The sequence below is a fragment of the Alcaligenes sp. GW821-FHT11D07 genome, assembly GCF_058808495.1.
Genome location: NZ_JBXART010000002.1, coordinates 109,889 through 135,117, shown reverse-complemented (window position 1 = coordinate 135,117; position 25,229 = coordinate 109,889). Strand labels below are relative to the sequence as shown.

20 protein-coding genes, 1 tRNA gene and 1 riboswitch are annotated in these 25,229 nt (G+C 57.4%); of the genes, 11 read left to right on the top strand and 10 right to left on the bottom strand.

Annotation, left to right across the window (positions count from 1 at the left end; translation table 11 throughout):
* Positions 1-71: 71 nt before the first annotated feature.
* The 3 genes from AC1RSM_RS09215 to AC1RSM_RS09205 all read left to right on the top strand — a co-directional run bounded on the left by AC1RSM_RS09215 (position 72) and on the right by AC1RSM_RS09205 (position 1,797).
* The gene (locus AC1RSM_RS09215; protein ID WP_492931763.1) at positions 72-566 is read left to right on the top strand and encodes a RidA family protein; all 495 of its coding nucleotides are present in this window, start codon (positions 72-74) and stop codon (positions 564-566) included.
* A 146-nt stretch (positions 567-712) separates the two neighbouring features.
* Entirely contained in the window at positions 713-1,063 is a 351-nt protein-coding gene (locus AC1RSM_RS09210; protein ID WP_492931761.1) for a CidA/LrgA family protein, read from the top strand.
* Positions 1,063-1,797 carry an LrgB family protein gene (locus AC1RSM_RS09205; RefSeq protein WP_492931759.1) on the top strand — a complete coding sequence of 245 codons (735 nt, stop codon included), beginning with the start codon at positions 1,063-1,065 and terminating at the stop codon, positions 1,795-1,797. Before AC1RSM_RS09210 ends, AC1RSM_RS09205 begins: the two co-directional genes overlap by 1 nt.
* A 21-nt stretch (positions 1,798-1,818) precedes the next feature.
* Here AC1RSM_RS09205 and AC1RSM_RS09200 read toward each other — a convergent pair whose 3' ends face one another.
* The 4 genes from AC1RSM_RS09200 to metX form a co-directional block, all read right to left on the bottom strand.
* Complete coding sequence (locus tag AC1RSM_RS09200) at positions 1,819-2,436, bottom strand: trimeric intracellular cation channel family protein (protein ID WP_492931757.1); 618 nt, start codon at positions 2,434-2,436, stop codon at positions 1,819-1,821.
* 8 nt (positions 2,437-2,444) lie between these two features.
* Positions 2,445-3,674 (bottom strand): muropeptide transporter, encoded by a 1,230-nt coding sequence (locus tag AC1RSM_RS09195; RefSeq protein ID WP_492931755.1) that lies wholly within the window; start codon positions 3,672-3,674, stop codon positions 2,445-2,447.
* 8 nt (positions 3,675-3,682) lie between these two features.
* Positions 3,683-4,318: a methionine biosynthesis protein MetW gene (metW, locus tag AC1RSM_RS09190; protein ID WP_492931753.1), complete on the bottom strand. Its 636-nt coding sequence runs from the start codon at positions 4,316-4,318 to the stop codon at positions 3,683-3,685.
* On the bottom strand, positions 4,315-5,559 hold the full coding sequence (gene metX / locus AC1RSM_RS09185) for a homoserine O-succinyltransferase MetX (RefSeq protein WP_492931751.1): 1,245 nt from the start codon (positions 5,557-5,559) through the stop codon (positions 4,315-4,317). Before metX ends, metW begins: the two co-directional genes overlap by 4 nt.
* Positions 5,549-5,627, bottom strand: a riboswitch (SAM riboswitch). (Overlaps the previous gene by 11 nt.)
* 203 nt (positions 5,628-5,830) lie before the next feature.
* Here metX and AC1RSM_RS09180 point away from each other — a divergent pair.
* On the top strand, positions 5,831-6,106 hold the full coding sequence (locus tag AC1RSM_RS09180) for a response regulator transcription factor (protein ID WP_492931749.1): 276 nt from the start codon (positions 5,831-5,833) through the stop codon (positions 6,104-6,106).
* On the opposite strand, the gene AC1RSM_RS09175 is transcribed toward AC1RSM_RS09180, so the two are convergent.
* Entirely contained in the window at positions 6,036-6,566 is a 531-nt protein-coding gene (locus AC1RSM_RS09175) for a hypothetical protein (RefSeq protein ID WP_492931747.1), read from the bottom strand. The genes AC1RSM_RS09180 and AC1RSM_RS09175 overlap by 71 nt on opposite strands.
* 193 nt (positions 6,567-6,759) lie before the next feature.
* Here AC1RSM_RS09175 and gshA point away from each other — a divergent pair, with 193 nt between their 5' ends.
* Positions 6,760-8,343, top strand: a complete 1,584-nt coding sequence (gshA, locus tag AC1RSM_RS09170) for a glutamate--cysteine ligase (RefSeq protein ID WP_492931745.1) — start codon at positions 6,760-6,762, stop codon at positions 8,341-8,343.
* A 64-nt stretch (positions 8,344-8,407) separates the two neighbouring features.
* On the opposite strand, the gene AC1RSM_RS09165 is transcribed toward gshA, so the two are convergent.
* Entirely contained in the window at positions 8,408-9,487 is a 1,080-nt protein-coding gene (locus AC1RSM_RS09165; protein WP_492931743.1) for a bifunctional transcriptional activator/DNA repair enzyme AdaA, read from the bottom strand.
* 239 nt (positions 9,488-9,726) lie between these two features.
* Positions 9,727-10,458 carry a 2'-5' RNA ligase family protein gene (locus AC1RSM_RS09160; protein WP_492931741.1) on the bottom strand — a complete coding sequence of 244 codons (732 nt, stop codon included), beginning with the start codon at positions 10,456-10,458 and terminating at the stop codon, positions 9,727-9,729.
* A 404-nt stretch (positions 10,459-10,862) separates the two neighbouring features.
* Here AC1RSM_RS09160 and AC1RSM_RS09155 point away from each other — a divergent pair, with 404 nt between their 5' ends.
* Positions 10,863-12,923 (top strand): TonB-dependent receptor domain-containing protein, encoded by a 2,061-nt coding sequence (locus tag AC1RSM_RS09155; protein WP_492931739.1) that lies wholly within the window; start codon positions 10,863-10,865, stop codon positions 12,921-12,923.
* Entirely contained in the window at positions 12,920-13,696 is a 777-nt protein-coding gene (locus tag AC1RSM_RS09150; RefSeq protein WP_492931737.1) for a class I SAM-dependent methyltransferase, read from the top strand. Before AC1RSM_RS09155 ends, AC1RSM_RS09150 begins: the two co-directional genes overlap by 4 nt.
* A 293-nt stretch (positions 13,697-13,989) precedes the next feature.
* Here the strand turns inward: AC1RSM_RS09150 and AC1RSM_RS09145 are convergent.
* A tRNA-Arg gene (locus AC1RSM_RS09145) sits at positions 13,990-14,064 on the bottom strand.
* Between the two features lie 241 nt (positions 14,065-14,305).
* Between AC1RSM_RS09145 and AC1RSM_RS09140 the strand changes: the two genes are divergently transcribed.
* A complete protein-coding gene (locus AC1RSM_RS09140) occupies positions 14,306-15,202 on the top strand; it encodes a c-type cytochrome (RefSeq protein WP_492931735.1) in 897 nt (298 codons plus the stop codon).
* A gap of 272 nt (positions 15,203-15,474) precedes the next feature.
* Here the strand turns inward: AC1RSM_RS09140 and AC1RSM_RS09135 are convergent, their stop codons facing one another.
* Both AC1RSM_RS09135 and AC1RSM_RS09130 read right to left on the bottom strand, forming a co-directional pair.
* Positions 15,475-17,010, bottom strand: a complete 1,536-nt coding sequence (locus tag AC1RSM_RS09135; protein ID WP_492931733.1) for a 3-hydroxyacyl-CoA dehydrogenase — start codon at positions 17,008-17,010, stop codon at positions 15,475-15,477.
* 31 nt (positions 17,011-17,041) lie between these two features.
* Entirely contained in the window at positions 17,042-18,274 is a 1,233-nt protein-coding gene (locus tag AC1RSM_RS09130) for a CaiB/BaiF CoA transferase family protein (RefSeq protein ID WP_492931731.1), read from the bottom strand.
* Between the two features lie 246 nt (positions 18,275-18,520).
* Here AC1RSM_RS09130 and AC1RSM_RS09125 point away from each other — a divergent pair, with 246 nt between their 5' ends.
* The 3 genes from AC1RSM_RS09125 to AC1RSM_RS09115 all read left to right on the top strand — a co-directional run bounded on the left by AC1RSM_RS09125 (position 18,521) and on the right by AC1RSM_RS09115 (position 25,204).
* A complete protein-coding gene (locus AC1RSM_RS09125; RefSeq protein WP_492931729.1) occupies positions 18,521-19,492 on the top strand; it encodes an NAD(P)H-dependent flavin oxidoreductase in 972 nt (323 codons plus the stop codon).
* Positions 19,493-19,506: 14 nt separating this feature from the next.
* Positions 19,507-20,250, top strand: coding sequence for an enoyl-CoA hydratase/isomerase family protein (locus AC1RSM_RS09120; RefSeq protein WP_492931727.1), 744 nt, complete (start codon positions 19,507-19,509; stop codon positions 20,248-20,250).
* Positions 20,251-20,470: 220 nt separating this feature from the next.
* Positions 20,471-25,204 (top strand): glutamate synthase-related protein, encoded by a 4,734-nt coding sequence (locus AC1RSM_RS09115; protein WP_492931725.1) that lies wholly within the window; start codon positions 20,471-20,473, stop codon positions 25,202-25,204.
* The last annotated feature ends 25 nt before the right edge of the window (positions 25,205-25,229 follow it).

Genomic DNA, 25,229 nt, shown 5'->3' with positions numbered 1-25,229 from the left:
ATTAATTAACGCTGCCAGGCCTTGGCTATGGCACACTGAATTTTCCTTGCTCGATATAAAGGAGGTTCTTGATGCGTTTTTTTGCTTCGGCCCGTCCCGCTTTGCTGGCTTGTTCTCTATTTGGTTTAGGTCTGGGTAGCAGTTACGCTGCGGACACAGCCAAGACCACAGAAGCTACTGCGATCAAACGCTATCTGGGCGATTCCAACATGCCCTTTTCCCGCGCCGTTCAGGCCGGGGACTTCCTGTTTCTCTCCGGACAAATCCCGCTGAACGAAAAAGGGGAAGTGGTGCGTGGCAGCATTGAAGATCAAACCAATGCCACCCTGGATCGAATCGAAGAGACCCTGTCTTTGGCAGGCGCGGACTTCAGTCACGTTGTCAAAGCCACCGTGTATCTGTCTGACTTGACGCTGTACGAGCAATTCAACAAAGCCTATAAGGACCGTCTGGGCAGCAACTTCCCAGCGCGCTCTTTGGTGCAAGCTAAATTGGCGGGTGGTGTGGATGTAGAAATCGAGTTTCAGGCATGGATGGGTCACAAAACCAGTCCCGCCAAACCCTGACTCCCAACACTGACTATAGGTAAACCGTTATAAGCAGCCCGCTAACAGACAGGCTGTCTTGTATGGCAAACTAGCACCCATCGAACGACCTTACACCCTGCGCCAGGCTTGCTGCCTGGCGTTTTCGTGCCTTTACGGAAAATCACATGATCTACGCGATTACCGCCCTGTTCGCCTTCCAGTTGCTGGGCGAAATACTGGTGCAGACACTGTCTCTGCCGCTTCCAGGCCCCTTGGCTGGCATGTTGCTATTGGCTGTTGCTTTGTTCTTGCGCGGCGGCGTACCGGCGCCTTTGGAAAGCACGGCCAGCGTCATGTTGCAGAACCTGATGCTGCTGTTTATTCCCGCCGTCACCGGCGTGATGTTGTATTTTGATCGCGTGGCCGATGAATGGCAGCCCTTTTTGATCGCTACCCTGGGGGGCACGGTCATCACCATGGCGGTAACCGGTCTGGTGCTCAATCGTCTGCTTAAAAACCGCCAGGAAGAAAAATAATGAAAGACGGTCTTTTTCAAATCTGGGTTTTTCTGTCCAGCTCTCCGCTGCTGTGGCTAACCTTGACCTGCTCCGTGTATGCAGGCTCAGTCTGGCTCTATCGCAAATCCGGCAGCAGCCCATTTTTACTGCCCATTCTGGTGTCGGTCATTGTGATTGTGGGCACGCTTTTGCTGACTCGCACGCCTTACCCCGTCTATTTTGAGGGCGCAAAATTCATTCACTTTCTGATTGGTCCGGCCACAGTGGCCCTGGCCATTCCGCTCTACAACCAACTGCGACAACTGCGCAAGATCTGGAAGCCGCTGACCATTGCCCTATTGGTCGGCTCGGTCACAGCTATTTTCAGCACCGTATTGATTGCCTGGGCTCTGGGTGGTTCGTTTGAAACCATCATGTCCATCGCTCCGCGGTCCGCCACCATGCCCATCGCCATGGCTTTGGCCGAGCAATTTAACGGACAGCCTTCGCTGGCCGCCGTAGCCGTGGCTATTACCGGTATTGCTGGCACCATCATGGCGCGGCCTTTATTGAATCTGCTGCGTATTGATCGCCCCGAGGCACGAGGCTTTGCGGTGGGCGTGACAGCCCATGCCATTGGCACGGCACGCGCTTTGCAAGTTCATGAAACGATTGGCGCATTCTCGGCCATTGGCTTGAGCCTGAATGGCATTATGACGGCTGTGCTGGTGCCTTTTGTCCCTATTGTGCTGCGCTGGCTGGGAGTAGCCTGAAGCGCAGCAGTCAGGCTGGCTCTAGCGCCACTCGTCGCGATAGACGAAGCGTGGCATCTGCCAATTGCGGTGCAGGGCCAGCATACGGAAACTTAGGCCAATCACCATAGGGCCGACCAAGGTCAGATAAGGGTGCCAATCCAGATGCTGGGCTCCCAAGTACAGGGCGCCGGTCAGCATGGACACACTGGCATACATCTCCTTGCGCAGCAGCAGGGGGATGTCATTACACAGGATGTCGCGCAGCACACCGCCTGCGCAACCTGTGATCATGCCGCTTAGCAGCACCACCGTAATGGGCAGATCCATTTCCAGAGCAATCTGACAGCCAATGACGGTAAACACCACCAGCCCCATCGCATCCAGCAACAGAAACAAGCTGTGCAAGCGCCGCATGATAGGTGCGATCAGGGCCGTCAAAATTGCAGCACCAGCGGTAATCCACAGGTACTCAGGATGCTGGACCCAGGTCAGCGGGTAATGCCCCAATAGCACGTCCCGCACGGAGCCACCGCCCAAAGCGGTCACACAGGCAATGGTGCACACCCCCACCCAGTCCATGTCGCGACGGCCCGCTGCCAAAGCGGCTGTCATGGCCTCTGCGGTGATGGCAATAATATAGAGAGTCAGTAAAAGCATGATATTTCTTACGCATCAAGCTGTTGAATAAGGCCTCGGTAACAGCGCAGCATCAGCAAACCAGGCACGGCAATAAAAACCGTACAGATAAAGAATCCCGGCCAACCCAGGGACTCCACCAGTACGGGGGTCAAAGGCCCGGCCAAGTAGGTGCGTCCTACTGCCGACAAGGCCGACAACAAGGCAAACTGAGTCGCCGAATAGGTCCGGTTGCACAAAGCCATCAGCAAGGCGACGAACGCCGCCGTACCCAGGCCACCACATAAGTTTTCCAAGCCGACTACAAAGCCCATCAACCACATGGACGGGGCTGTTTCGATGGCAATCAGCCAATAACCCAGGTTGGAGACCGCCTGCAAAATCCCAAAAATCATCAGGGCCCGGTACAACCCCAGGCGAGCCATAATTGCGCCACCCATCAAGGCCCCGACGACAGTGGCTGCCAGACCAAAGACCTTATTGATTGTGCCCACTTCAGACAGGGAAAAACCCGCTGCCCGAATCAGAAACGTAGTGGACAAGGCTCCGGCAAATGCATCCCCTAGCTTGTACAGCACAATCAGGGCCAGCACACTCCAGGCACCAGGGCGCGAGAAAAAGTCCGCCAAGGGGGCGACCACTGCTTCAGACAAACTGCGCGGTGGACGGCTTTGTTCCTGGGGATCTGGAGACACCAGGGTCACCAGAGCGCACAGAGCCATGAAAAAGCCCATCAGGAAGTAGGTGTTGGACCAGCCCAGCCATCGATCCGCCAGGATCAGCGCCAGGCCTCCGGACACGATCATGGCCAGGCGGTAGCCCATGACCTTGACCGCCGCCCCCGCTGCGCGTTCCTGAGCCTGCAGCACGTCTGTGCAATAGGCATCAAAGGCAATGTCCTGCGTAGCGGACAGAAATGCCACCCAGACTGCCAACAAAGCCAATGCTGTCAGATTGACGCCGGGCGAGAAAAAGCCCATTGCGGCAATCGAGGCCGCCAACATTAATTGAGTGACCAAGATCCAGCCGCGCCGACGCCCCATGAAAGGAGGCGCATAGCGATCAATCAGCGGAGCCCAGAGAAACTTGAGCGTATAGGCCGAGCCGACCAGGGTTAAAAACCCGATCTCGGTCAGCGATACATTTTCAACGGTTGCCCAGGCCTGCAAAGTGCCTGACACCAGGGCCAGGGGCAGACCACTGGCAAACCCCAGAATCAGCAAAGGCAAGACTCGGGGACTGGTATAGACACGTGACACGTCAGGCCTTAGCGTTTAGAGGCAGGAGAATGGGGAGATTCAAAACGGTACATGGCCAAGGTACTACGCCAGCCCGGCAAAAAGCGCACGGTGTTGCTGCCATTGAATGCAGCCCGTTCAAGGATGCGTAGACCCACAGATTGGGCCAGATCCTGGAAGTCTTTCATGGTGCACAAATGGATGTTGGGCGTGTTGTACCACTGGTAAGGCATCTCGCCGGTGACCGGCATGCGTCCGCGCAAAATGCTCCAGCCATGTGGCCAATAACCGAAGTTAGGAAACGAGACGATACCATACCGCGCCACCCGCGCCATCTCGCGAAGGATGTGTTCGGTGTGGTGCATGGACTGCAAGGTCTTGGACAGCACCACCGTTTCGAACTGCTGATCGCTAAACAGCGCCAGCCCTTTTTCCAAGTCTTGCTGAATGACATTGACGCCACGGCGCACCGAGGCAATGACACATTGGTCATTCAATTCCACACCCGTGCCCACCACCTGACGCGTATCGCGCAAGTGGGCCAGCAAGGTGCCGTCATTACAGCCCAGGTCCAGCACACGCGAACCAGGCTCGATCCACTGCGCAATGCGCAACAAGTCCGGTCTTAGCATGGCGGGATCCACTTGTATCTGTGGCGTAGTCATTCTGCCAACACCCCTGTAGTGCGCGTCCGTGCGGGCAGCCCCAACTTGGCGGCGATCTGGTCATAGTAGCCCTGCACAACGGCGTGGTAACGCTGGTCTTCCAGCAAGAAGGCATCATGCCCATGGGGCGCATCAATTTCCGCGTAGGTGACCTGACGCTGATTGCGCAGCAGGGCCTGCACGATTTCGCGCGAGCGCTCCGGCGAAAAGCGCCAATCCGTACTAAAGGACACCAGCAAGAACTTGGCCACCACTTTTTCAAATGCCTTGACCAGATCCCCCTGGAACTGACGCGAGGGATCAAAGTAATCCAGAGCACGCGTAATAATCAGGTAGGTATTGGCGTCAAAGTAGCGCGAGAACTTCTCGCCCTGATAACGCAGGTAGGACTCCACCTCGAACTCCACCCCGTAGTTGTAGTGGTATTCGCCGCCTTGTGCCGGTTCCCGCTGATTACGGCCAAACTTTTCAGCCATGACGGTATCGGACAAATAGGTAATGTGGCCGACCATGCGCGCCACCCCCAGACCCGCCTTGGGCACCACACCGTGCTCGTAGTAATTACCACCGTGAAACTGCGGGTCGGACAAGATGGCGCTACGAGCTACTTCGTTAAAGGCAATATTTTGTGCAGACAGGCGAGGCGTACTGGCAATGACGACACAGTTTTCAACCCGCTCCGGGCAACTGATTGCCCAGCTCAAGGCCTGCATGCCACCCAGTGAACCGCCCATGACAGCGGCAAATTTACGTATGCCAAAGTAATCGGCCAGACGAGCCTGAGCACGGACCCAGTCTTCTACCGTCAGTACCGGAAAGGCCGAGCCCCAAGGCTTGCCGGTATCCGGATTGATGCTGGACGGGCCGGTCGAGCCAAAACAAGAGCCAATATTGTTTACGCCAATGACAAAGAAGCGATCGGTATCTACCGCTTTGCCAGGGCCGACCATATTGTCCCACCAGCCTATGCTTTTGGGATCGTCGTCGTAATAACCAGCAACGTGATGCGAGGCATTGAGCGCATGGCACACCAATACCGCGTTGCTGCGTTCATTATTCAAGGTGCCGTATGTTTCGACAGCCAGCTCATAGCTGGGCAGGATTTGCCCACTGCGCAGATGCAGGGGTTCATCAAAGGCGATAAGTTCGGCTTGGACAGGGCCCACGGAACCTTCGGGGATCAGACCGCAGGATGGGCTAAGGACGCCAGCGTCGGCGTTAGGGACGGAATCAGTGGCCATCAGGACCTCTTTAGCTGGATTTATGGAGCGCCCGCAAGCGGATCAGGCAAATCGGCGCAAAACGTATAAGACAAAATTCTAGCATCGCTGCGGCGCGGCGTCCAAATCGACCAGCCTGCATCGATTCAGAACTCAGCGCCAAGGTAACGTCATAAAAAATACAATGCTTTGATTTACATCATTATTTTCATCTACATCTGTCTGCCAGCTAAGCTAAATTTGGGTACATTGGCGCGATGTCTACCACGAATGCATGAGGAATGTCTTTACCGTGACGCACCTAACTTCACGTGAGCAGTCCTGCCTGAACTGGGCTGCCCACGGCAAGACCAGCTGGGAAATCAGCATCATCCTGGGCATTACTGAACGCACGATCAACTTCCACTTCCAGAACGCCTACGCCAAGCTTGGCGTCTATAGCCGTCAGGCCGCCATCACCCTGGCCTTGCAGCAGCGCCTGATCAGTGGCGACCCGGCTAGTGAGCTAGGCCGTCAAAGAAAATCTTTGCCTGAGCAGCGTCGGGGGCCTTCCCGGAATCCGTCATAACAAAGCCCTGCACCAGCCAGCCCGGCTCAATACGGATCATGCCCTCCAGGCGCAACGCCACTCCACCCACATCACGTGTCATGAAAAAGATCTGACCGGGCTCGGGCAGTTGCACGTCACTGTGCTCGCTTACCTGGCCGTCCGGTATGAATTTCTGGCGCAAGGATTCGTGCAGCGCCTCGTACAAGCGTTGGCGGGCAGCCTCGTCCTTTTGCAGTTGCTCGGGCAAGATCACATGGCCTACCGTGTAGCTTTGTCCGCCTGCAGTGGCGGTGGTCAGGTAGAAATCCAGCTTGTATTGCTCAAAATCCAACAGCCTGTGGCTGGTTGTTGGCTTGCTAGGCAGCATGGCTGACAGCCCGGTTTGTTCAAGCTGAACCTTGCGCCAGTTAAACTCCGGACTGCAGGCCGCCAAAGTCAAGAAAGCCGCCAGTACCGCTGCTACGCGCCTGATTATCATGGTGCTAATCCCATATCCCGTTTCATGCTTTTCGTGGACTGACTGAACAGCCGCCTTATACTCGCCCTGCCCGACACGCCATTTGGCGCAACTTAACAAAGCAAGTCTGGTCGGACTACTATTTATAGACGGGCCTAAGCCCATTGAACAGTCCCGTATCTTGCACCCGATTTCAAAAGTGGGAAACACCACCATGAACACCAGCCACGAACGTCGCCTTGCCCTGCAGCAGAACCCCGATATTTTGAAGGGAATCTTGCGTGGCATCGAAAAAGAAGGACTGCGCGTTGATGCGCTGGGCCAATTGGCACGTACCCCCCACCCCCAGGCGATTGGTTCGGCTCTGACCAACGAACATATCACCACCGACTACGCCGAAGCCCTGCTGGAGCTGATCACCGCCCCGCACGACCGTATCGAGGGTTTGCTGCAAGAGCTCAGCGACATCCACACCTTTGTCGCCGGCAAGCTGGACCAGGAAATTATCTGGAACCAGTCCATGCCCGCCTTGTTGCCAGCTGAAAAAGACATTGAGATCGCCTGGTACGGCACATCCAATACCGGCATGCTCAAGCACGTGTACCGCCGTGGTCTGGCCGAGCGCTATGGCAAACCCATGCAGTGTATTGCCGGGGTGCACTACAACTTTTCCCTGCCTGATGGCATCTGGCCTTTGCTGAACGTCTGTGGTGACAATCTGCAAGACCAGCGCTCCAACGGCTATCTAGCCCTGATCCGCAACTTCACGCGCTACTCCTGGCTGCTGATGTACTTGTTCGGTGCCTCGCCCGTGCTGGACGCAAACTTCCTGCAAGGTCGCAGCAATAGTCTGGACAAGGTGGATGAAGACACGCTGACCATGCCCTGGGCCACCAGTTTGCGCATGAGCGATCTGGGCTATCACAACAAAGAAGCCCAAGCCGAACTTCAGCTTTGCTACAACGATCTGGATACCTTCGTGCTGCGCATGTATCACGCTGCCGTCACGCCTTGGCCGGATTACGAAAAGCTGGGTACGCACCGCGATGGCGAGTGGATTCAACTGAACACGCATATCCTGCAAATCGAAAACGAGTATTACTCCAGCATTCGCCCCAAGCGCACTACCCAACGTAGCGAGCGCCCGGCCACGGCTCTGGCCCAACGCGGCGTGGAGTACATCGAAGTGCGCTGCCTGGATATAGACCCAGAATCGCCTACTGGCATTTCTGAACAGTCCTGCCGCTTCCTGGATACCTTCTTGTTGTTCTGTACCGTTCAGGACAGCCCCTTCTTCCCGGATGGCGGCTACTGCCAGGACAGCAAGAACAACTTTGCCACCGTGGTGCGCGAAGGCCGCCGCCCTGGCCTGATGCTGACCAATCAGCAAAAGCAAAGCGTCAGCCTGCAAGACTGGGGGCGCGAGATCATGGAATCCTTGCTGCCTTACGCACAAATGCTGGATCAAGCTTTGGACACCCAAGCGCACACCCAAGCCGTGCAGACGCAAATGCGCAAGCTGGACAATCCAGAAGAAACACCGTCGGCTCAAGTGCTAAAGCGCCTTCAAGAAACCGGGCAGAGCTTTCACGACTATGCGTTGCAACGCAGCCGTGAACACCGTGATGCCCTGCTGGCCCAAGCACTGCCAGCGGACAAACAAGCCGCGTTCGAACAGCAGGCCAAGGATTCCCTGCAAGCACAAATCAATATCGAAGCTCAGGACGAGGAATCCTTTGAGGATTACGTGCAACGCTACGAGCGCAATCTGATCCCGCCAGAGGTTCAGAACAGCTAAAGCCCCAAGTAAGACGAGCCGCCCTTTGGGGCGGCTTTTTTATGAAGGCTCTGTCCTGCCTTCTTTAGCTGGCGCTGTCCCTATGCTTGTTCTGCTTTAAGTCCCGCTCAATTTCGATCAAACGCTGTTTGCGCCACAGGCCGCCGCCGTAGCCTGTTAAAGAGCCATCAGCCCCGATCACGCGGTGGCAGGGAATCATCAGGGCAATCTGGTTGGCACCATTAGCCCGCGCTACCGCGCGAACAGCCGTTGGCCGTCCCATCTGGCGCGCAATATCGGAGTAGCTGCGCGTCTCGCCTGCCGGGATTTCTCGCAAGATGCGCCAGACCTCTTGGGTAAAGTCACTGCCCCCCGTCATCGCCAAAGGCGTCTCAAAACGATCTGAACGGGTGGCAAAGTAATCTTCAAGCTCACGAGCTGCTTGCTCTGAGGGCGGCATTACACCAATCCCGATTCCCACCTTGATCGACGCCTGTAAGCGCTTCAGCTCACCCGGCAAGCCTTTGCGGTCCACAAACTCCAGCAAATGCAGGTGCGTGCGGCTGCTGACAGCAATCATGTCACCCAAGGGAGTGGGTATCCAGGTGGCGCGCAGCAAACCATCGGCATCCAGTGCCGCTGGCGCACAACCCAGCAGGCGGGCGAAGGCGCTGCGAAAAGCGCTGGCGGATTCAAAACTGGCCTGGTGCTGGGCCGTGATGACATTGCCACCGGTCGCCAGCGTATTGAACCCGTCACGCAGACGACGTTGTCTGGCCATCTCCAAAAACGTCATACCAAAATGACGCTTGAAACTGCGACGTACCGTCGACAAGTCATACCCCATCCGTTGCAAAAGCTCCTCCGACCAACGCAGGCCGGGTCTGGCATCCAGCTCCCGCAACAAAGCGGGAATCCGTGGATCGTCCAGCGCTGCGGCCTGAAGTGGATGGCATCGTTTGCACGGCCGAAACCCGGCCTCCACGCACTGACCAATGGTGGCGTGAAACGTGCAATGCTCAGGCTTGGGTTTGCGGGCAGGACAGGTCAGACGACAAAAGACGCCCGTCGAGGAAACACACACGAAGGCTTGGCCGTCGTAACGCTCATCACGGGCCAACAAAGCGGAATAGAGCGTATCGAAATCGGGAAGATCAAAAAGCATCCCGAATTTTTACTCCTAAACACGCTGGCAGGGAGTCTGTTTTCAGGCGTCTATTCCAGAAATGGCCCTGTTTTTGGTGTGGACTTTACGAAAACTCTGCGGCTGACGAAATGATCAAGTCAGCCTTTCAGGCGCGGGCCCAAGGTCCGCTACACACTGCCCCCCAAGCCCGCAAGGTATCACGTTTAAATGGCTAAGACAGGGCAATCTAAACCTGACACCCGCTTATCAAACAGCCTTTACTTGCCCACACTCAGCTGCTTCAGCTTTTTGGAGGCTGTTCCAAACTGACCCAGCTGATAAACCGCTGCGCCAGCAGGAGAAAAGGAAAACGTCTGGAAAGGCTCAGCCAACATTGCATCCAGGTCTGCCTTTAGCGCGACACCCGTGGTCACGTGCGGGGTGTATTTATCGCCAGACGAGTTCACTTCAAAGGTGGACACGTAGTTGATCAGGACGGGATCGATCACCGGATCCTCAGGTGTGGTGACAAATGCGCTGGAGTCCCCTGTCTTGACCGTAAAAGGAGCCACCGCATTCAGCAGTTCCGCTTGCAGCTTGATCAGCTCCGGCGTGGGCTTGGCCACAATCCCTGACAAACCTGTATCACCCGTAGGCATATAAAAGTATTTAAGCGCCTCGATCTTGATGTCTTTCACATTGGACTGAGCCAATACCTGATTGGCCGCTGCATACACCTTGTCCAGATCGTCCGTGCGCACAAAGCGCTGAATGACCGTGATATGCGCACGATGCGACTCATCAAGCGCAAAGCCAGCGGGGTAAATGTGGCGCAAACAGGCATTGGTTGCCTGCGCTTTTTCCAGCATGACGGCATCCGGTTCCAGCAAAATATCAATCGCCGTGACGCTGCCCGTCTGCGCATATCCAATGCCGGACCACATGCTTGCGCTCACCCCGATAGCCCCTACAAGGCCCAATAACTGGCGACGGCTGAATCTTTTACTCATCCCAATACTCCTTAACGGTTGAAGATCGCTGGAAAGCGCCCCTTGCTTTGATTCGCCGGTCTGTATTTCCAGGTCAATTGGATATCGCTTCAAGTTCTGATTTTCCATCCGGAGGCATACTGCATCAGGCTCCAGATTCAGCATGGTCAGAAGTGAACAGCTCGCAAAGGCGCGGAGATGGCTCCAGTGACGACGCAAGCATATGCAACAGAATATCTCATATTGGGACAAGCCAAAGGTCGCACTCACAATGCTTGTCTTTCCCTGCCCTACATCGGCCGGGCGGCGCTTCAGCAACAAGCGAGTTCAAGTGAAATCCCCACGGGTTGAAATGACTTTTTAATTATTTCAATCCAATATTGTTATGTTATAACATCTCAAAAATTAACACACCGGAAGATGAGATGTATTTCAAACCACGCCCCCTGCCCCTGGCTCTGGCCTTGCTGCTTTGTGCCTCCGCCCATGCAAATGAAGTTGATGAAACCGTGCCTCAGTTGGCCCCTATCCGAATTTCCGCCAGCCCCCTGGCCTTACGCCAGACGGAACTGGCAACGGCAAGCACCGTCTTGCAAGGCCCCAAACTAGACCTGCGACGCACAGGCACCTTGGGAGAATTGCTGGACGGTGAAGTCGGCATACATGCAGACAGTTTTGGCAGCGGGGCCAGCCGCCCCGTGATTCGCGGCCAGACGGCTCCCCGCGTCAAAGTGCTCAGCGATGGGGCGGAGGTAATGGATGCCTCGGCTATCTCCCCCGATCACACCATCACGGTGGACACCTGGCAGGCCGACCGCATTGAAGTGCTGCGCGGTCCTTCCGCTTTGCTCTATGGCGGTGGCGCAATTGGCGGTGTCGTCAACGTGCTGGATCGAAAAATCCCCACGGCCATCCCCGAAAAAGGCTTTGAAGGGACCGTTCGCGCCCAAGGCTCGACGGCGGATCGCGGCAAGATCGGCGCTGTGGAAATGACAGCGGGCGAAGGCAATATGGCCTTGCATGTGGAAGGGGCCTCACAACGCAGCCGCGACTACCGAGTTCCCAACTGGACCGACACACGCGTCAAAGACTCCAACTCCAGCAGCGACACGGGCAGCGTGGGTTTGTCCTTTATCGGTGATCGTGGCTACATCGGCGCAGCCTACTCCTATCGCGAAGACAACTACGGCCTGCCCGGCCACAGCCATGAATACGAGGACTGCCACCCGCATGGCGCCACCCTGCACTGCGGCGGCCATGGTCACGATCACGGCCATGACCACGGGCATTCCCACAGCCACGAACACGATCACGGCCATGAGCATTCGGCTACCGCCCACTTGCGCACCCAACGCTTCGACCTGAGAGGTGAATTACGCGACCCTTTGCCTGGCTTTAAACGTGCCCGCCTGCGTGCAGGTGCCACCAACTACCAACACGTAGAAAAAGACGGTGATATAGATGGCACGCGCTTCACCAACCGAGGCTATGACACCCGCCTGGAGCTGGAACATAATCCCTGGGGACCGTTTGAAGGAGTAATTGGCCTGCAAACCAGCCAGTCCGACTTCGCCTCCCGCGACGGTGTTGAGAACTTCATTCCCCCTACCCGTACACGCAGCCAAGGTCTATTCCTGCTGGAAAGCGTGAACTGGGACGAATGGCGCCTGGAAATGGGCGCGCGCCAGGAATGGCAGACCGTCACCCCGGACTCCCAAACCCTGGAACGTAAAACCGGCACAGCCACTTCCCTATCGTTGGGCACGGTCTGGGACTTTGCCCCGGAATATGCCGCCAGCCTGTCTGTATCGCGTTCGCAGCGCCTGCCTACAGCTCAGGAATTATTCGCCAAGGGCGTGCACTTTGCCACCCTGAGCTATGAGCGTGGCGACCCGAATCTGGACAAGGAAACCAGTCACAGCGTAGACCTGGGCCTGCAAAAACATCTGGGCGACTTGCGCTTTGACCTGCGCACCTTCTATACCCGCAGCTCCGGCTATATTTACGGCCGCACGCTGGACCGGCACGAAGACTTTCAGCTGATTCAATACAGTCAGGACAAGGCCCAATTCTGGGGGGTGGAAGCCGAGGCTTCCTACCCGCTTAGCTCCTGGGCTTCAGTCAGCCTCTACGGTGATCTGGTGCGCGGTAAACTGCGAGATCCAGGCCGCAACCTGCCACGTATGCCGGCGGCTCGCCTGGGAATCCGTACTGATCTGAACTGGCAAAACTGGTCCGGCTTCGTCGGCTACACCCACTCCTTTGCCCAAGACCGCCTCGCTGACAAAGAAGAGCGTTCGCCCTCCTACGGCATGTTGAGCATGGGGTTGAGCTATCGCCTGCGCATGGACCAGAACACCTACACCCTGTACCTGAGAGGCAATAACTTGCTGAACAAGCTGGCATATAGGCACACCTCCTTCATCGCCCGCCAAGCACCTCTTATGGGACGCAACATCCTGGCTGGAATACAGGTGGAATTTTGAGCAAAACCGCAATACACACAGGTAGTCGTCTTTACCAGATCGTTGCTGACATGCAGGGCGACCGCCCCTGGGGCAGCTTTCTGGATGCTGGCACCGGCAAAGGTTCACTGCGCTGGCTGCTGACGCTGAACACTGAACGGTGGACGGCCATTACGGCCTCCCCCGGCATGGCCGAGCAAGTCACCCGCGAACTTGGGGAACAAAAGCGTAACCAGGACCAATTGCTGGTGGGCAACTGGAGCGATCCGGAGTTCTTGCAAGAGGAACGCTTTGATACGGTTCTGGCGGACTACCTGCTGGGCGCCATCGATGGCTTTGCGCCCTACACCCAGGATCTGCTGTTTGGCCGGCTGCGCCCGCTAACCGGCCAGCGTCTCTACATCATTGGTTTGGAGCCTTACGTGCCCTATAGCAGCACGGACCCGGCGGGCAAGCTGATTGTGGAGATAGGCCGCTTGCGGGATGCCTGCCTCTTGCTGGCTGGTGAACGCCCGTATCGCGAGTACCCGATGGACTGGGTTTTGCGTCATCTGCGGCAAGCTGGCTACCGTTGCGTGGATGCGCAGCGCTTTGCCATTCGCTATGGCGATGGTTTTATCCACGGCCAGCTGGATATGTGTGATGGACGCTTGCGTCGTCTGAAAGATCGCAATCTGGCCATGGCCTTATCCGAGCATGTTCAAGCCTTGCGTCAGCAAGCCCTGGCCTTGAACCAGTCTCTAGGCGGGCTGCGTCATGGCCATGACTATGTGATCTGCGCTGAAGCAATCTAAAAAAGAAAGCACCACAGGAAAACGCAACCGGGGGCACGATGCCCCCGGTTGCGTTTGTTGTTTCGCACAAACAGGCATCAAGATCGTCTTACAAAGCCCATTTCGTCCTAGGCCAAATGATCGAGATCAATAATTAGCCGACTTCCCGCATAAACTTGAAAACCGGACTGCGCCACAAACGACAGGCACAAAAAAAGCAGCCATCTGGCTGCTTGATCGCTGCGGGGCTTCATGAAAAAAATCAGCCCTGGTCTTGCAAAAAGCCCTTAAAGAGCCGTAAAACTGAACAATTCTGGCGCGTCCGACAGGAATCGAACCTGTATCGAGGGCTTCGGAAACCCTAATTCTATCCATTGAACTACGGACGCCAAGCTGGCTATTGTAGCGTGAGTTTGGACTTTTTTTCAGCAACTATCTGGCAATTGCATGAGACCTGAATCAAGAGTCAGATACAAGAGCGATACACTCCGCTATAATCCATGGTTGCGCGATCTTGGTCGGTGGCTAGGTAGACACGTCCTTGCGCACCCCAACTGGTAGGCGCAAGCCTTTATTGGTGGCCTTTAAGGCCCTCCCGTCATTTCTTGTACGAACTCGCAGGATCCGATAATGAGCAACACGGAACACAAACCCGAAGAACACAACGAGGGTCACAAAGCCATGATAAAAACCCCTAAACAATTGCTCGTGACCGTGGCTCTGGCTTTCTTGGTGCCCATCGCGATTATTGTCATGCTGGTCAGCCTGGTTACGTCCACCATGGGTGCAGGTGCTGGCTCTGCCGCCCTTTCGCCCGAAGCCATTGCAGCACGCATTCAGCCTGTTGCCGGTTTCAAACTGGTTGACGCCAATGCCGTCAAAGAGCTGAAGACGGGGCAACAAGTTTACGAAACCACCTGTACCGCCTGTCACGGCGCCGGTGTGGCCGGTGCGCCTAAGTTTGGCGACAAAGACGCCTGGGGCGATTTGCTCAAACTGGGCCAGGACGAACTGGTCAAGAACGCCATTCACGGTATCCGTGCCATGCCTGCCAAGGGTGGTAACCCATCGCTGGACGATATCGAAGTGGCTCGTGCCGTTGCTTACATGGCTAACGCTGCTGGCGCTGATTTCAAAGAACCTGAAGCTCCTGCTCCAGAAGGCGAAGATGCGGATGCAGCCAAGCCAGAAGCGGACGCTGCCCAGGACGCCAAGCCTGCCGATGCAGCCCCTGCTGCTGACGCTCCTAAAGCCACTGAAACAGCCGCTGCTGACGACTCCAAAGTTGACCCAGCCGGTATCAAGCTGTACGACACCGTTTGCTTTGCCTGTCACGCTGCCGGTATCGCTGGTGCGCCCAAGTTTGGCGATCAAGCAGCCTGGAAGCCTTATATCGAATCCGGTATGGACACTATGGTTCAAAAAGCCATTCACGGTGTAGGTGCCATGCCTCCCCGTGGCGGCTCGCAAGCCTCTGACGACGAGATCCGTGCCGCTGTTCAGCACATGGTTAACTCGGCCAAGTAAGATGGCAGCCACTCAGAAGCTCTGTCTTTAAACAGCGCCTCTGAACGGAACACACAAAAGCCCGATGAATCATCATCGGGCTTTTTGTTGGCTGTCGTTCCTCGACCATAAGCGTATGGTGACCACAGCCACAAACCAGGCGCCCATAAAAAAGCCCGAATTCGGTGTAATTCCGAATTCAGGCTTTAGTCCTGTGACGGTGGACTATCCGGCCTGCTAAGGCCTTCCGGGCAGGTAGAAACCTGCCTCCAGGCTAGCGGCTTACTTACCTCTTACTGCGCCTTGCACTGTGCCAGCGCCGTCAGGGACATGCCCAACTGGACGCGACGCTGCAACCAAGGGCTGGCGCGGTAGCGCATGTCACCCGTCACAGCTTGCAAGGTATTCAGTACATCCAGCAAGTCACGGGCACCCACCGCGTCACCCATGGACAGCGGGCCATTGTGCGGGTAACCCAGACCCAGACGCACGGCAGCATCAATGTCCGACGGCGTGGCAATCTGCTGTTGGGCAATATCGCTGGCGATGTTCACAATGGTTGCCACCAGACGTTGTGCAACAAAACCAGCCGAGTCTTCAATCACACTGACTGCCGTACCGTCGCTGGCCAACATGGCCCAGGCTTGGTCACGCCATTCTGGAGTGGTAGCTGCCGAGCACATCAAGACGCGGCGGCGGCCTTGCTCCAGGCCAAACAAGGTATCCAGCGCAAGGGTACGAGCCGGGTCCAGACCATGCAGGGACACCAGGGTAGCCACATCTTCGCCGTAGGGCGTCAACAGGATCAAGGCATCTGCTGGGGGCTGATCGCCTTCTACTACAGTCATGCCCAGCTCTGACAGCAACTGCTTGGCGCGCGCCTGACCTTGCTTGTGGTAGGGGGAGACCCACACAGGGGCAAAGGAAGCGACAGCAGGCACGGCAGGTTCTTGTGGAAGCTGCTTTTTACCCTCTACATACTTATAGAAGCCTTCGCCATTCTTGCGACCAAACAGCTTGCCCGCATGACGCACTGCCGTAATGGGAGAGGGACGGAAACGCGGCTCGTCATAGAACTGACGGTAGATGGATTCCATCACCGGATGCGACACGTCCAGCGCGGTCAGATCCAGCAGCTCAAACGGACCCATGCGGAAACCCGCCTGCTCGCGCATGATGGCATCGATCTGATAAAAAGGCGCCACGCATTCCTGGGCAATTTTCAGTCCTTCAATGTTCATGCCACGACCCGCGTGGTTCACGATAAAACCTGGCATGTCCTTGGCACGTACCGGCGTATGGCCCATCTCGCGCGACACCTGCATCAAGGCATCACCCACTTCCGGCGCTGTACGCAGACCGTCGATCACCTCGACCACTTTCATCAGGGCAACGGGGTTAAAGAAGTGATAACCCGCAACACGTTCGGGATGGCGGCAAGCCTGGGCAATGGCGGTAATCGACAGCGAAGAAGTGTTGGAAGCCAGCACGCAATCGGCCGACACAATCTCTTCCAGCTGCTGCAGCAAGCCTTGCTTGACGTCCAGGCGTTCCACGATGGCTTCCACCACCAGATCCGCCGCCGCCAAGGCCTGCAAGTCGCTGGCTGTTTGCAGGCACGCCTTGGCCGACTCGACCTGCTCAGCCGTCATGCGACCTTTCTCTTGCAGACGGCTCCAGACCGAGTGCACATCGGCCAAAGCCGCTTTAACTGAATCCGCATTCAGGTCATACAGCAAGACCTGCTTGCCAGCCTGGGCAGCAATCTGGGCAATGCCCCGTCCCATGGCACCGGCGCCAACAATAGCGATGGTTTGTATCTGTTTCATGATTCACAACCTGATCGAAAAGCAATAAAAATTAAGCCTGCTCGTGAGTGCTGGATAGCAAAGCATCGACCTCATGGGACGAAAGCTCCAACACACGCGCCAGGACCTCACGGGTATCCTCGCCCAGCCGCGGCGGCGCATTACGGTAGCGCACCGGCGTCGCGGACAAACGCAGCGGACTGGCCACCGACGGCACCGTACCGCCTTTCCCGGTTGGCAAGTCCAGACGCAAACCACGCGCCACCACCTGCGGGTCCTGATAAACCTGTTCCATCGTATTGATAGGGCCGGCCGGAATGCCCGCGGCTTCCAAGGCCTGCAGCCAGCCATCGCGTGTGCGGCTTAGCATGCACTCGGCCAATAAGGGCACCAGCACATCTCTGTGCGTGACACGCCCGGCATTGCGCGCAAAACGAGGATCATCCGCCCATTCAGGATGGCCCAGCTCCCGAACAAAAGCACGAAACTGGGCATCATTGCCTACCGCCACAATCAAATGCCCGTCACTGGCCGCAAAGACCTGATAGGGCACCAGATTCTGGTGTGCATTACCGGGGCGCTGTGGCGCCTGCCCGGTGCACAAGTAATTCATATTCTGATTGGCCATCATGGCCACTTGGCAATCCAGCAAGGCAATATCCAGATGCTGGCCCAAACCGCTGCGATAGCGCTCGACCACAGCTGCCAGGACAGCAACGGTGGCGTACATGCCCGTCATGACATCGGCAACGGCCACTCCTGCTTTCTGGGGCTCGCCGCCGGGTTCACCGGTCAGGGACATCAAACCGCCCAGGCCCTGGATCATGAAATCATAGCCAGGACGACTCGCATAGGGACCTGTCTGGCCAAAGCCGGTAATCGAACAATAAATCAGGGCCGGGTTGATGGCGTGCAGGCTTTCATAGTCCAGCCCGTACTTTTTCAGGCCACCGACTTTGAAGTTTTCCACCAGAATGTCGCAGCGAGAAACCAGCTTGCGCACCAGTTCAGCACCTTGTGCAGTGCCAATATCCAGGATGATGGACTCTTTATTGCGATTGGCCGCCCCAAAATAGGCCGCATCTTCCGTGTCCGCTCTGTGACCATCCTGCAAATACGGAGGCCCCCAGCCTCGGGTGTCATCCCCTGCTCCCGGACGCTCTACCTTGATGACTTCCGCCCCCAGATCCGCCAGATTTTGGGTACACCAAGGCCCGGCCAGTACGCGCGTCAAGTCCAGAACACGCAATCCCGCCAAAGGCGATTTTCGTTCAGTCGTGGTCATAGCAGACAAAAATCCTTCAAGTGGTTCATTGTGCACTATTGCCGCTTAGTCCGGTCTACGGACAGAAAAAAGTGCTCAAACAATGGTCATTTTCGGGCCGGAGGAAATTTGTGCGCCGCAACAAGCCGGGCTACGATAATCCATCCTAGAATAAGTCACGATAGATTATCAGCGGCAGATCTTCCTTGCAGGACCCCACCCCTTCAAGAGGCGGGGCAAATCATTCCATAACAGGAGACCGACCTTATGCCCTCGGCATTAACGCAGCAGCTTTACCAATCTATGACTCTGCCTGTGATGGCAGCTCCCATGTTCATCGTCTCGAACCCGGCCCTGGTGATCGCACAATGCGCCAGCGGCATCATCGGTTCAGTTCCCGCCCTGAATGCCCGTCCTCAGGAAAAGCTCAAGGACTGGCTGGACGAGATCGATAGCACTCTGGCCGAATTACGCGAACGCCACCCCGAGCGCCGCATCGCCCCCTACGCCATCAACCACATCATCCACCAGTCCAATGACAGGCTGGAGCAGGATTTGACGGTCTGCGCCGACCACAAGGTTCCGCTGGTCATCACCAGCCTGCGCGCTCCGCAGGACATCGTGCCGCATGTGCACGCCTGGGGCGGCAAGGTATTTCACGACGTCACCACCTTGCGCCACGCTGAAAAAGCGCTGGAAGCTGGTGTGGATGGCCTGATCGTGGTGGCCGCTGGTGCCGGTGGCCACGCGGGCACGTTGAGCCCCTTTGTGCTGGTGAACGAAATTCGCCGCATTTTTGACGGTCCGATTGCCTTGTCCGGTGCCATGACCAGTGGCCGCGACGTTCTGGCTGCTCAGGCTATGGGCGCCGATATGGCCTACATCGGCACCCGCTTTATCGCCAGCACCGAAGCCAATGCTTCGGACGATTACAAGAACATGATTGTCAAAGGCCGTGCCGCCGATATCGTCTACACCCCGCTGTTTACCGGCATCCCCGGCAACTACCTGAAAGACAGTATCCGCGCCGCCGGACTGGACCCGGACAAGCTGGATGCCGAAAAGGCGGCCGACACCGCCTTTGGCTCGGGCATGAGCAAGGCCTGGCGTGATATCTGGGGCGCTGGTCAAGGGATTGGCGGCATTGATTCCATCGAACCGACCGCCGACATCGTGGCTCGCATGCAGCGCGAATACCAGGAAGCCAAAGCGGCCTTGCTGGCCTCGCCATTCGCCTGAAACAGGAGCACGCCATGATACGTACTCACGATGCCGGCCATTGGCTGGAAATCACGCTGGATCGCCCGGAACGCCGCAATGCGCTGACCGGCCCCATGTACGAAGAGCTGGCCGACATCATTGACCAGGCCGATCAGAATCAACAATATCGTTCACTGATTCTGACCGGTGCGGGCGAGCATTTCTGTGCCGGCAACGACATCTCCGAACTGTCCAATGTGCGCAGCGGTACCGAGCCCCCACCCATCAAATTCCTGCGCAGTCTGGTGAAGGCAGATATTCCCATCATCGCGGCCGTGGAAGGCCATGCGGTGGGAATCGGTGTGACCTTGCTGCTGCATGCAGACTTTGTGTTTGCAGCCCGCGATGCGCGTCTGCGCATGCCCTTTACCGCTTTGGGTTTGTGCCCGGAAGGCGCTTCCAGCCACCTGCTGGCCCAATATGTGGGGCCACGCCGTGCCAACGAGTGGCTGCTACTGTCCAAGGCATTCAGCGCAGAAGAGGCCATGACAGACGGCCTGCTGACCGAGCTGACGGACCACGGCAACAGCCTGGAGGCCGCCCGCGCCTGCGCCCATTTACTGGCCGAGCAACCGCCGATTGCCCTGCGTACCAGCAAGCGCTTGCTGCGTGAACCCCAGCGCGAGGTGCTGTTGGAAGTGCTGGAGCGCGAACGCAAACTGTTTGCCAAGCTTCTTGAAGGTGAAGAAGCCCTGCGCATTCTGGGACAGATGAGCCAGAACCGCAGCGGCAAGTAAGACCACTGTTTGCCGGGTCGCTGCGCAAAGCCGCATGTGCAGCGATCTAGCCACAGTACCCCCCGATCAAATGGGGTGATTAGGGGCCTGCGAGATCAGGCCCCCATTTTTTTTTCTCGTATCCGCAAAAAATTCTTGCGTGCAAAAAAAAAATCGCTGTATTTTATTTTTTGCGCTGCAACAAATGCACCGCTTCACAACGTTCTTTGCGGATACGCCCATGACACACTCCTGTCCCCCCCAAGCCCAAGGCTTGTACCTTCCCGCTAACGAACACGACGCCTGCGGCGTTGGATTTATCGCACACATCAAAGGCCAGGCGAGCCACGCCATCATCACCCAAGGCCTCAAAATCCTGGAAAACCTCGATCACCGCGGTGCCGTAGGCGCAGACCCCCTGATGGGCGATGGCGCAGGCATCCTGATCCAGATCCCCGACCAGCTCTACCGCGAAGAAATGGCCGCCCAAGGCGTGACCCTGCCGCCCCCCGGTGAATACGGCGTGGCCATGGTCTTTCTGCCCAAAGAAACCGCGTCCCGCCTGGCCTGTGAACAGGAGCTGGAACGCGCTGTGCGTGCTGAAGGCCAGCACATGCTGGGTTGGCGTGATGTGCCCGTGGACAGCACCATGCCCATGTCGCCCACCGTCAAGGCCAATGAACCTGTCATTCGCCAGCTGTTCATCGGTCGCGGCCCGGATGTCATGGTGCCCGACGCACTGGAACGCAAGCTGTACGTCATCCGCAAAACTGCCAGCCACGCCATCTACCGCATGGATCTGGCCCACGGTCAGGAATATTTTGTGACCTCGGCCTCGGTGCGCACCATCGTCTACAAAGGCCTGTTGCTGGCGGATCAAGTAGGCCAGTACTACCGCGATCTGGCCGACCCACGCGCCTGCTCGGCCCTGGCCCTGGTGCACCAACGCTTTTCCACCAATACCTTCCCCGCCTGGCCCCTGGCCCACCCCTACCGCCTGATCGCCCACAACGGCGAGATCAACACGGTACAAGGCAACTTCAACTGGCTGCGCGCCCGCGAAGGGGCAATGGAATCGGCAGTATTGGGCTCGGATCTGCAAAAGCTCTACCCCATCGTCTACGAAGGCCAGTCCGACACCGCCACGTTCGACAACTGCCTGGAACTGCTGGTGATGGCGGGCTATTCACTGCCACACGCCATGATGATCATGATGCCGGAGGCTTGGGAGCAGCACGCCGAGATGGACGAGAGCCGCCGCGCTTTCTACGAATACTATGCCGCTCAGATGGAGCCTTGGGATGGCCCAGCCGCCATCGCCTTTACGGATGGCCTGCAAATCGGGGCCCTGCTGGACCGCAACGGCCTGCGCCCTGCCCGCTACATCATCACTGACGACGACATGATTGTGCTGGCTTCTGAAGCCGGCACCCTGCCTATCCCCGAGCACCGCATTGTCAAAAAATGGCGTCTGCAACCGGGAAAAATGCTGCTGATCGACCTGGAGCAAGGCCGCATCATTGACGATGCCGAGATCAAATCTCAACTGGCGAACACCCACCCCTACAAGCAATGGATTGAACGCCTGCGTTTGCGCCTGGACTCCCTGCCCAGCGTGCCCGGTGTACGTCCTCAACTGCCAGAGCGTGATCTGCTGGATCAGCAACAAGCCTTTGGCTGGACCCAGGAAGACATCAAAGTTGTGCTGCAGCCCATGGCCAGCAAAGGGGAAGAAGCGACCGGCTCCATGGGCAACGACGCGCCCCTGGCCGTGCTGTCCGACAAATCCAAACCCTTTTACAACTACTTCCGGCAATTGTTCGCCCAGGTCACCAACCCGCCTATCGATCCAATTCGGGAACAGATGGTGATGTCGCTGGTGTCCTTCATCGGCCCCAAGCCCAACCTGCTCGACATCAACAACGTCAATCCGCCCTTGCGCCTGGAAGTGGCCCAGCCCATTCTGAGCCCTGCTGACATGAGCCAGATCCGCCGCATTGAAGCGGCCAGCAATGGCAAATTCCGCAGCCAGGAGCTGGACATCATCTACCCCAGCGCCTGGGGCCCTGAAGGTATCGAGGCCAGCGTGGCTGCGCTGTGCGCCCGCGCTGCGGATGCCGTTCGAGATGGCTACAACATTCTGGTCCTGACCGACCGCCGCTGCGATGCCGAGCACGTCGCGATTCCCGCCCTGCTGGCGACCTCCGCCATTCATCAGCACCTGATTCGCAATGGACTGCGCACCCGCACCGGTCTGGTGGTTGAAACCGGCTCAGCCCGCGAGGTTCACCACTTCGCCTTGCTGGGTGCGTATGGCGCTGAAGCCATGCACCCTTGGCTGGCCTTTGAAAGCCTGCACCATCTGGCACAAGACCCCGTCAACCAGATCGACGAGGCTCAGGCCGAAAGCTACTACATCAAGGCCATCAACAAGGGCTTGTACAAGGTCATGTCCAAAATGGGCATCTCCACCTACATGTCCTATACCGGCGCACAGATTTTCGAGACCATAGGCCTGTCGCGCTCGCTGGTGGACAAATACTTTGTGGGCACCTCCTGTCCTGTTGAAGGCATCAATATCTTCACCGTGGCCGAAGAAGCACTGCGGCAGCATCGCGCCGCGTACAGCAGCGATCCTGTTCTGGAAGGCCAGCTGGAAGCAGGTGGTGATTACGCCGTGCGCGTCCGTGGCGAAGCCCATATGTGGACAGCCGATTCCATCGCCAAGCTGCAGCACGCCACCCGCAGCCAGAACTACAGCACCTACAAGGAATACGCTCAGCTCATCAACGATCAAAGCCGCCGTCACATGACGCTGCGCGGTCTGTTTGAGCTGCGTGTAGACGATGCCCAGGCTATCCCTCTGGAAGAGGTAGAACCGGCCAGCGAGATCGTCAAACGCTTTGCGACAGGTGCCATGTCGCTGGGCTCCATCTCCACCGAGGCCCACGCCGTCCTGGCCGTGGCCATGAACCGGATTGGCGGCAAGTCCAATACCGGCGAAGGCGGTGAGGACGAGCGACGCTATCTACACGAAATGCAGCATGGCAATAGCGGCATACGAAAAGGTGACACCTTGGCCAGCGTGCTGGGCCAGGATCGGGTATGTGCAGACATCGAGTTGCAGGACAAAGACTCGCTGCGTTCGCGCATCAAACAGGTCGCTTCCGGACGCTTTGGTGTGTCGGCCCAATACCTGTGCAGCGCGGACCAAATTCAGATCAAGATGGCACAAGGGGCCAAACCCGGCGAAGGCGGCCAGTTGCCCGGCCATAAAGTGTCTGAATACATTGCCAAGCTGCGTTACTCCGTCCCCGGCGTGGGTTTGATTTCCCCGCCCCCGCATCACGACATTTACTCCATTGAAGATCTGGCCCAACTGATTCACGACCTGAAAAACGTGAATCCCCAAGCCGATATTTCCGTCAAACTGGTCTCCAAAGTTGGTGTTGGTACAGTGGCTGCCGGTGTAGCTAAAGCCAAGGCCGACCACATCGTGATTGCTGGCCATGACGGCGGCACAGGTGCCTCGCCCCTGTCCTCCATCAAGCACGCTGGTACTCCGTGGGAATTGGGCCTGGCAGAAACCCAGCAAACCCTGCTGCTGAACCGCTTGCGCAGCCGTATTCGTCTGCAGGCCGATGGCCAGATGAAGACCGGCCGTGACGTGGTGATCGGCGCTTTGCTGGGTGCTGATGAGTTTGGCTTTGCCACCGCCCCGTTGGTCGTGGAAGGCTGCATCATGATGCGCAAATGCCACCTGAACACCTGCCCGGTGGGCGTTGCCACACAAGACCCGGTCCTGCGCAGCAAATTCAAAGGCAAGCCTGAGCATGTAGTGAATTACTTCTTCTTTGTGGCTGAAGAAGTGCGCGAACTGATGGCCAAGCTGGGTGTACGTCATTTTGATGATCTGATTGGACGCAGCGACTGGCTGGACATGCGTGCTGGCATCGAGCACTGGAAAGCCAATGGGCTGGACTTCTCGCGCCTGCTGCACAAGGTGGAGAACGAAGAGTCCCCACGCCAGATCGCAACGCAAGATCACGACCTGGATCACACCCTGGACCGCCAACTGATCGAGCGCAGCGCCATCACCTTGAATCAAGGCACGCCGCTCTCCTTCATCACTCCGGTGCGCAATCGCAACCGCAGCGTGGGTGCCATGCTGTCGGGCGTATTCACCAAGAAATACGGCCATCAAGGCCTGCCGGACGACAGCCTGCATATTCAGTGCAAAGGCACAGCCGGCCAAAGTTTTGGGGCCTTCCTGGCGCAGGGCATCACCCTGGATCTGGTGGGCGAGGCCAATGATTACGTAGGTAAAGGCTTGTCAGGTGGACGCATCATCGTGCGCTCGCCCAACGACTTCCGAGGCTACGGCCCAGACCACATCATCGTGGGCAACACCGTGCTTTACGGTGCTCTGGCCGGTGCCGCCTTCTTTAATGGCGTGGCCGGTGAACGCTTTGCTGTGCGTAACTCGGGTGCCAGCGCTGTCGTGGAAGGCGTAGGCGATCACGGTTGCGAATACATGACGGGCGGGACGGTGGTTGTGCTGGGAGAAGTAGGCCGAAACTTTGCCGCTGGCATGTCCGGTGGCGTGGCCTACGTCTGGGACCCGCAGCGACGTCTGCAACTGCGCTGCAATCCCGGCATGGTGGACCTGGAGCCTGTGCTGAGCAAGGCCGAACAAGAGATGAACAGCAGCATGGCCCAATGGCACAGCCGCAGCGCGCAAGGCGAGCGGCAAACCGACGACGCCATCTTGCAGCATCTGCTTCAAGAGCACTTCAAGGCCACCGGCAGCTTCCAGGCACGCGAGCTATTGAAAGACTGGGACAGCAGCCGTGCACAGTTCGTTAAAGTCATCCCGCGTGAATACCGCCGGGCACTGGCTGAGCTGTGGCAAGGCCCGCAAACCGGCAAAGCCGCCCCCAAAAGCAGTAAAACCCGCCGTTCGGCTTCGGCCTGAACCCTTCCCATCACCATCAGGAAAC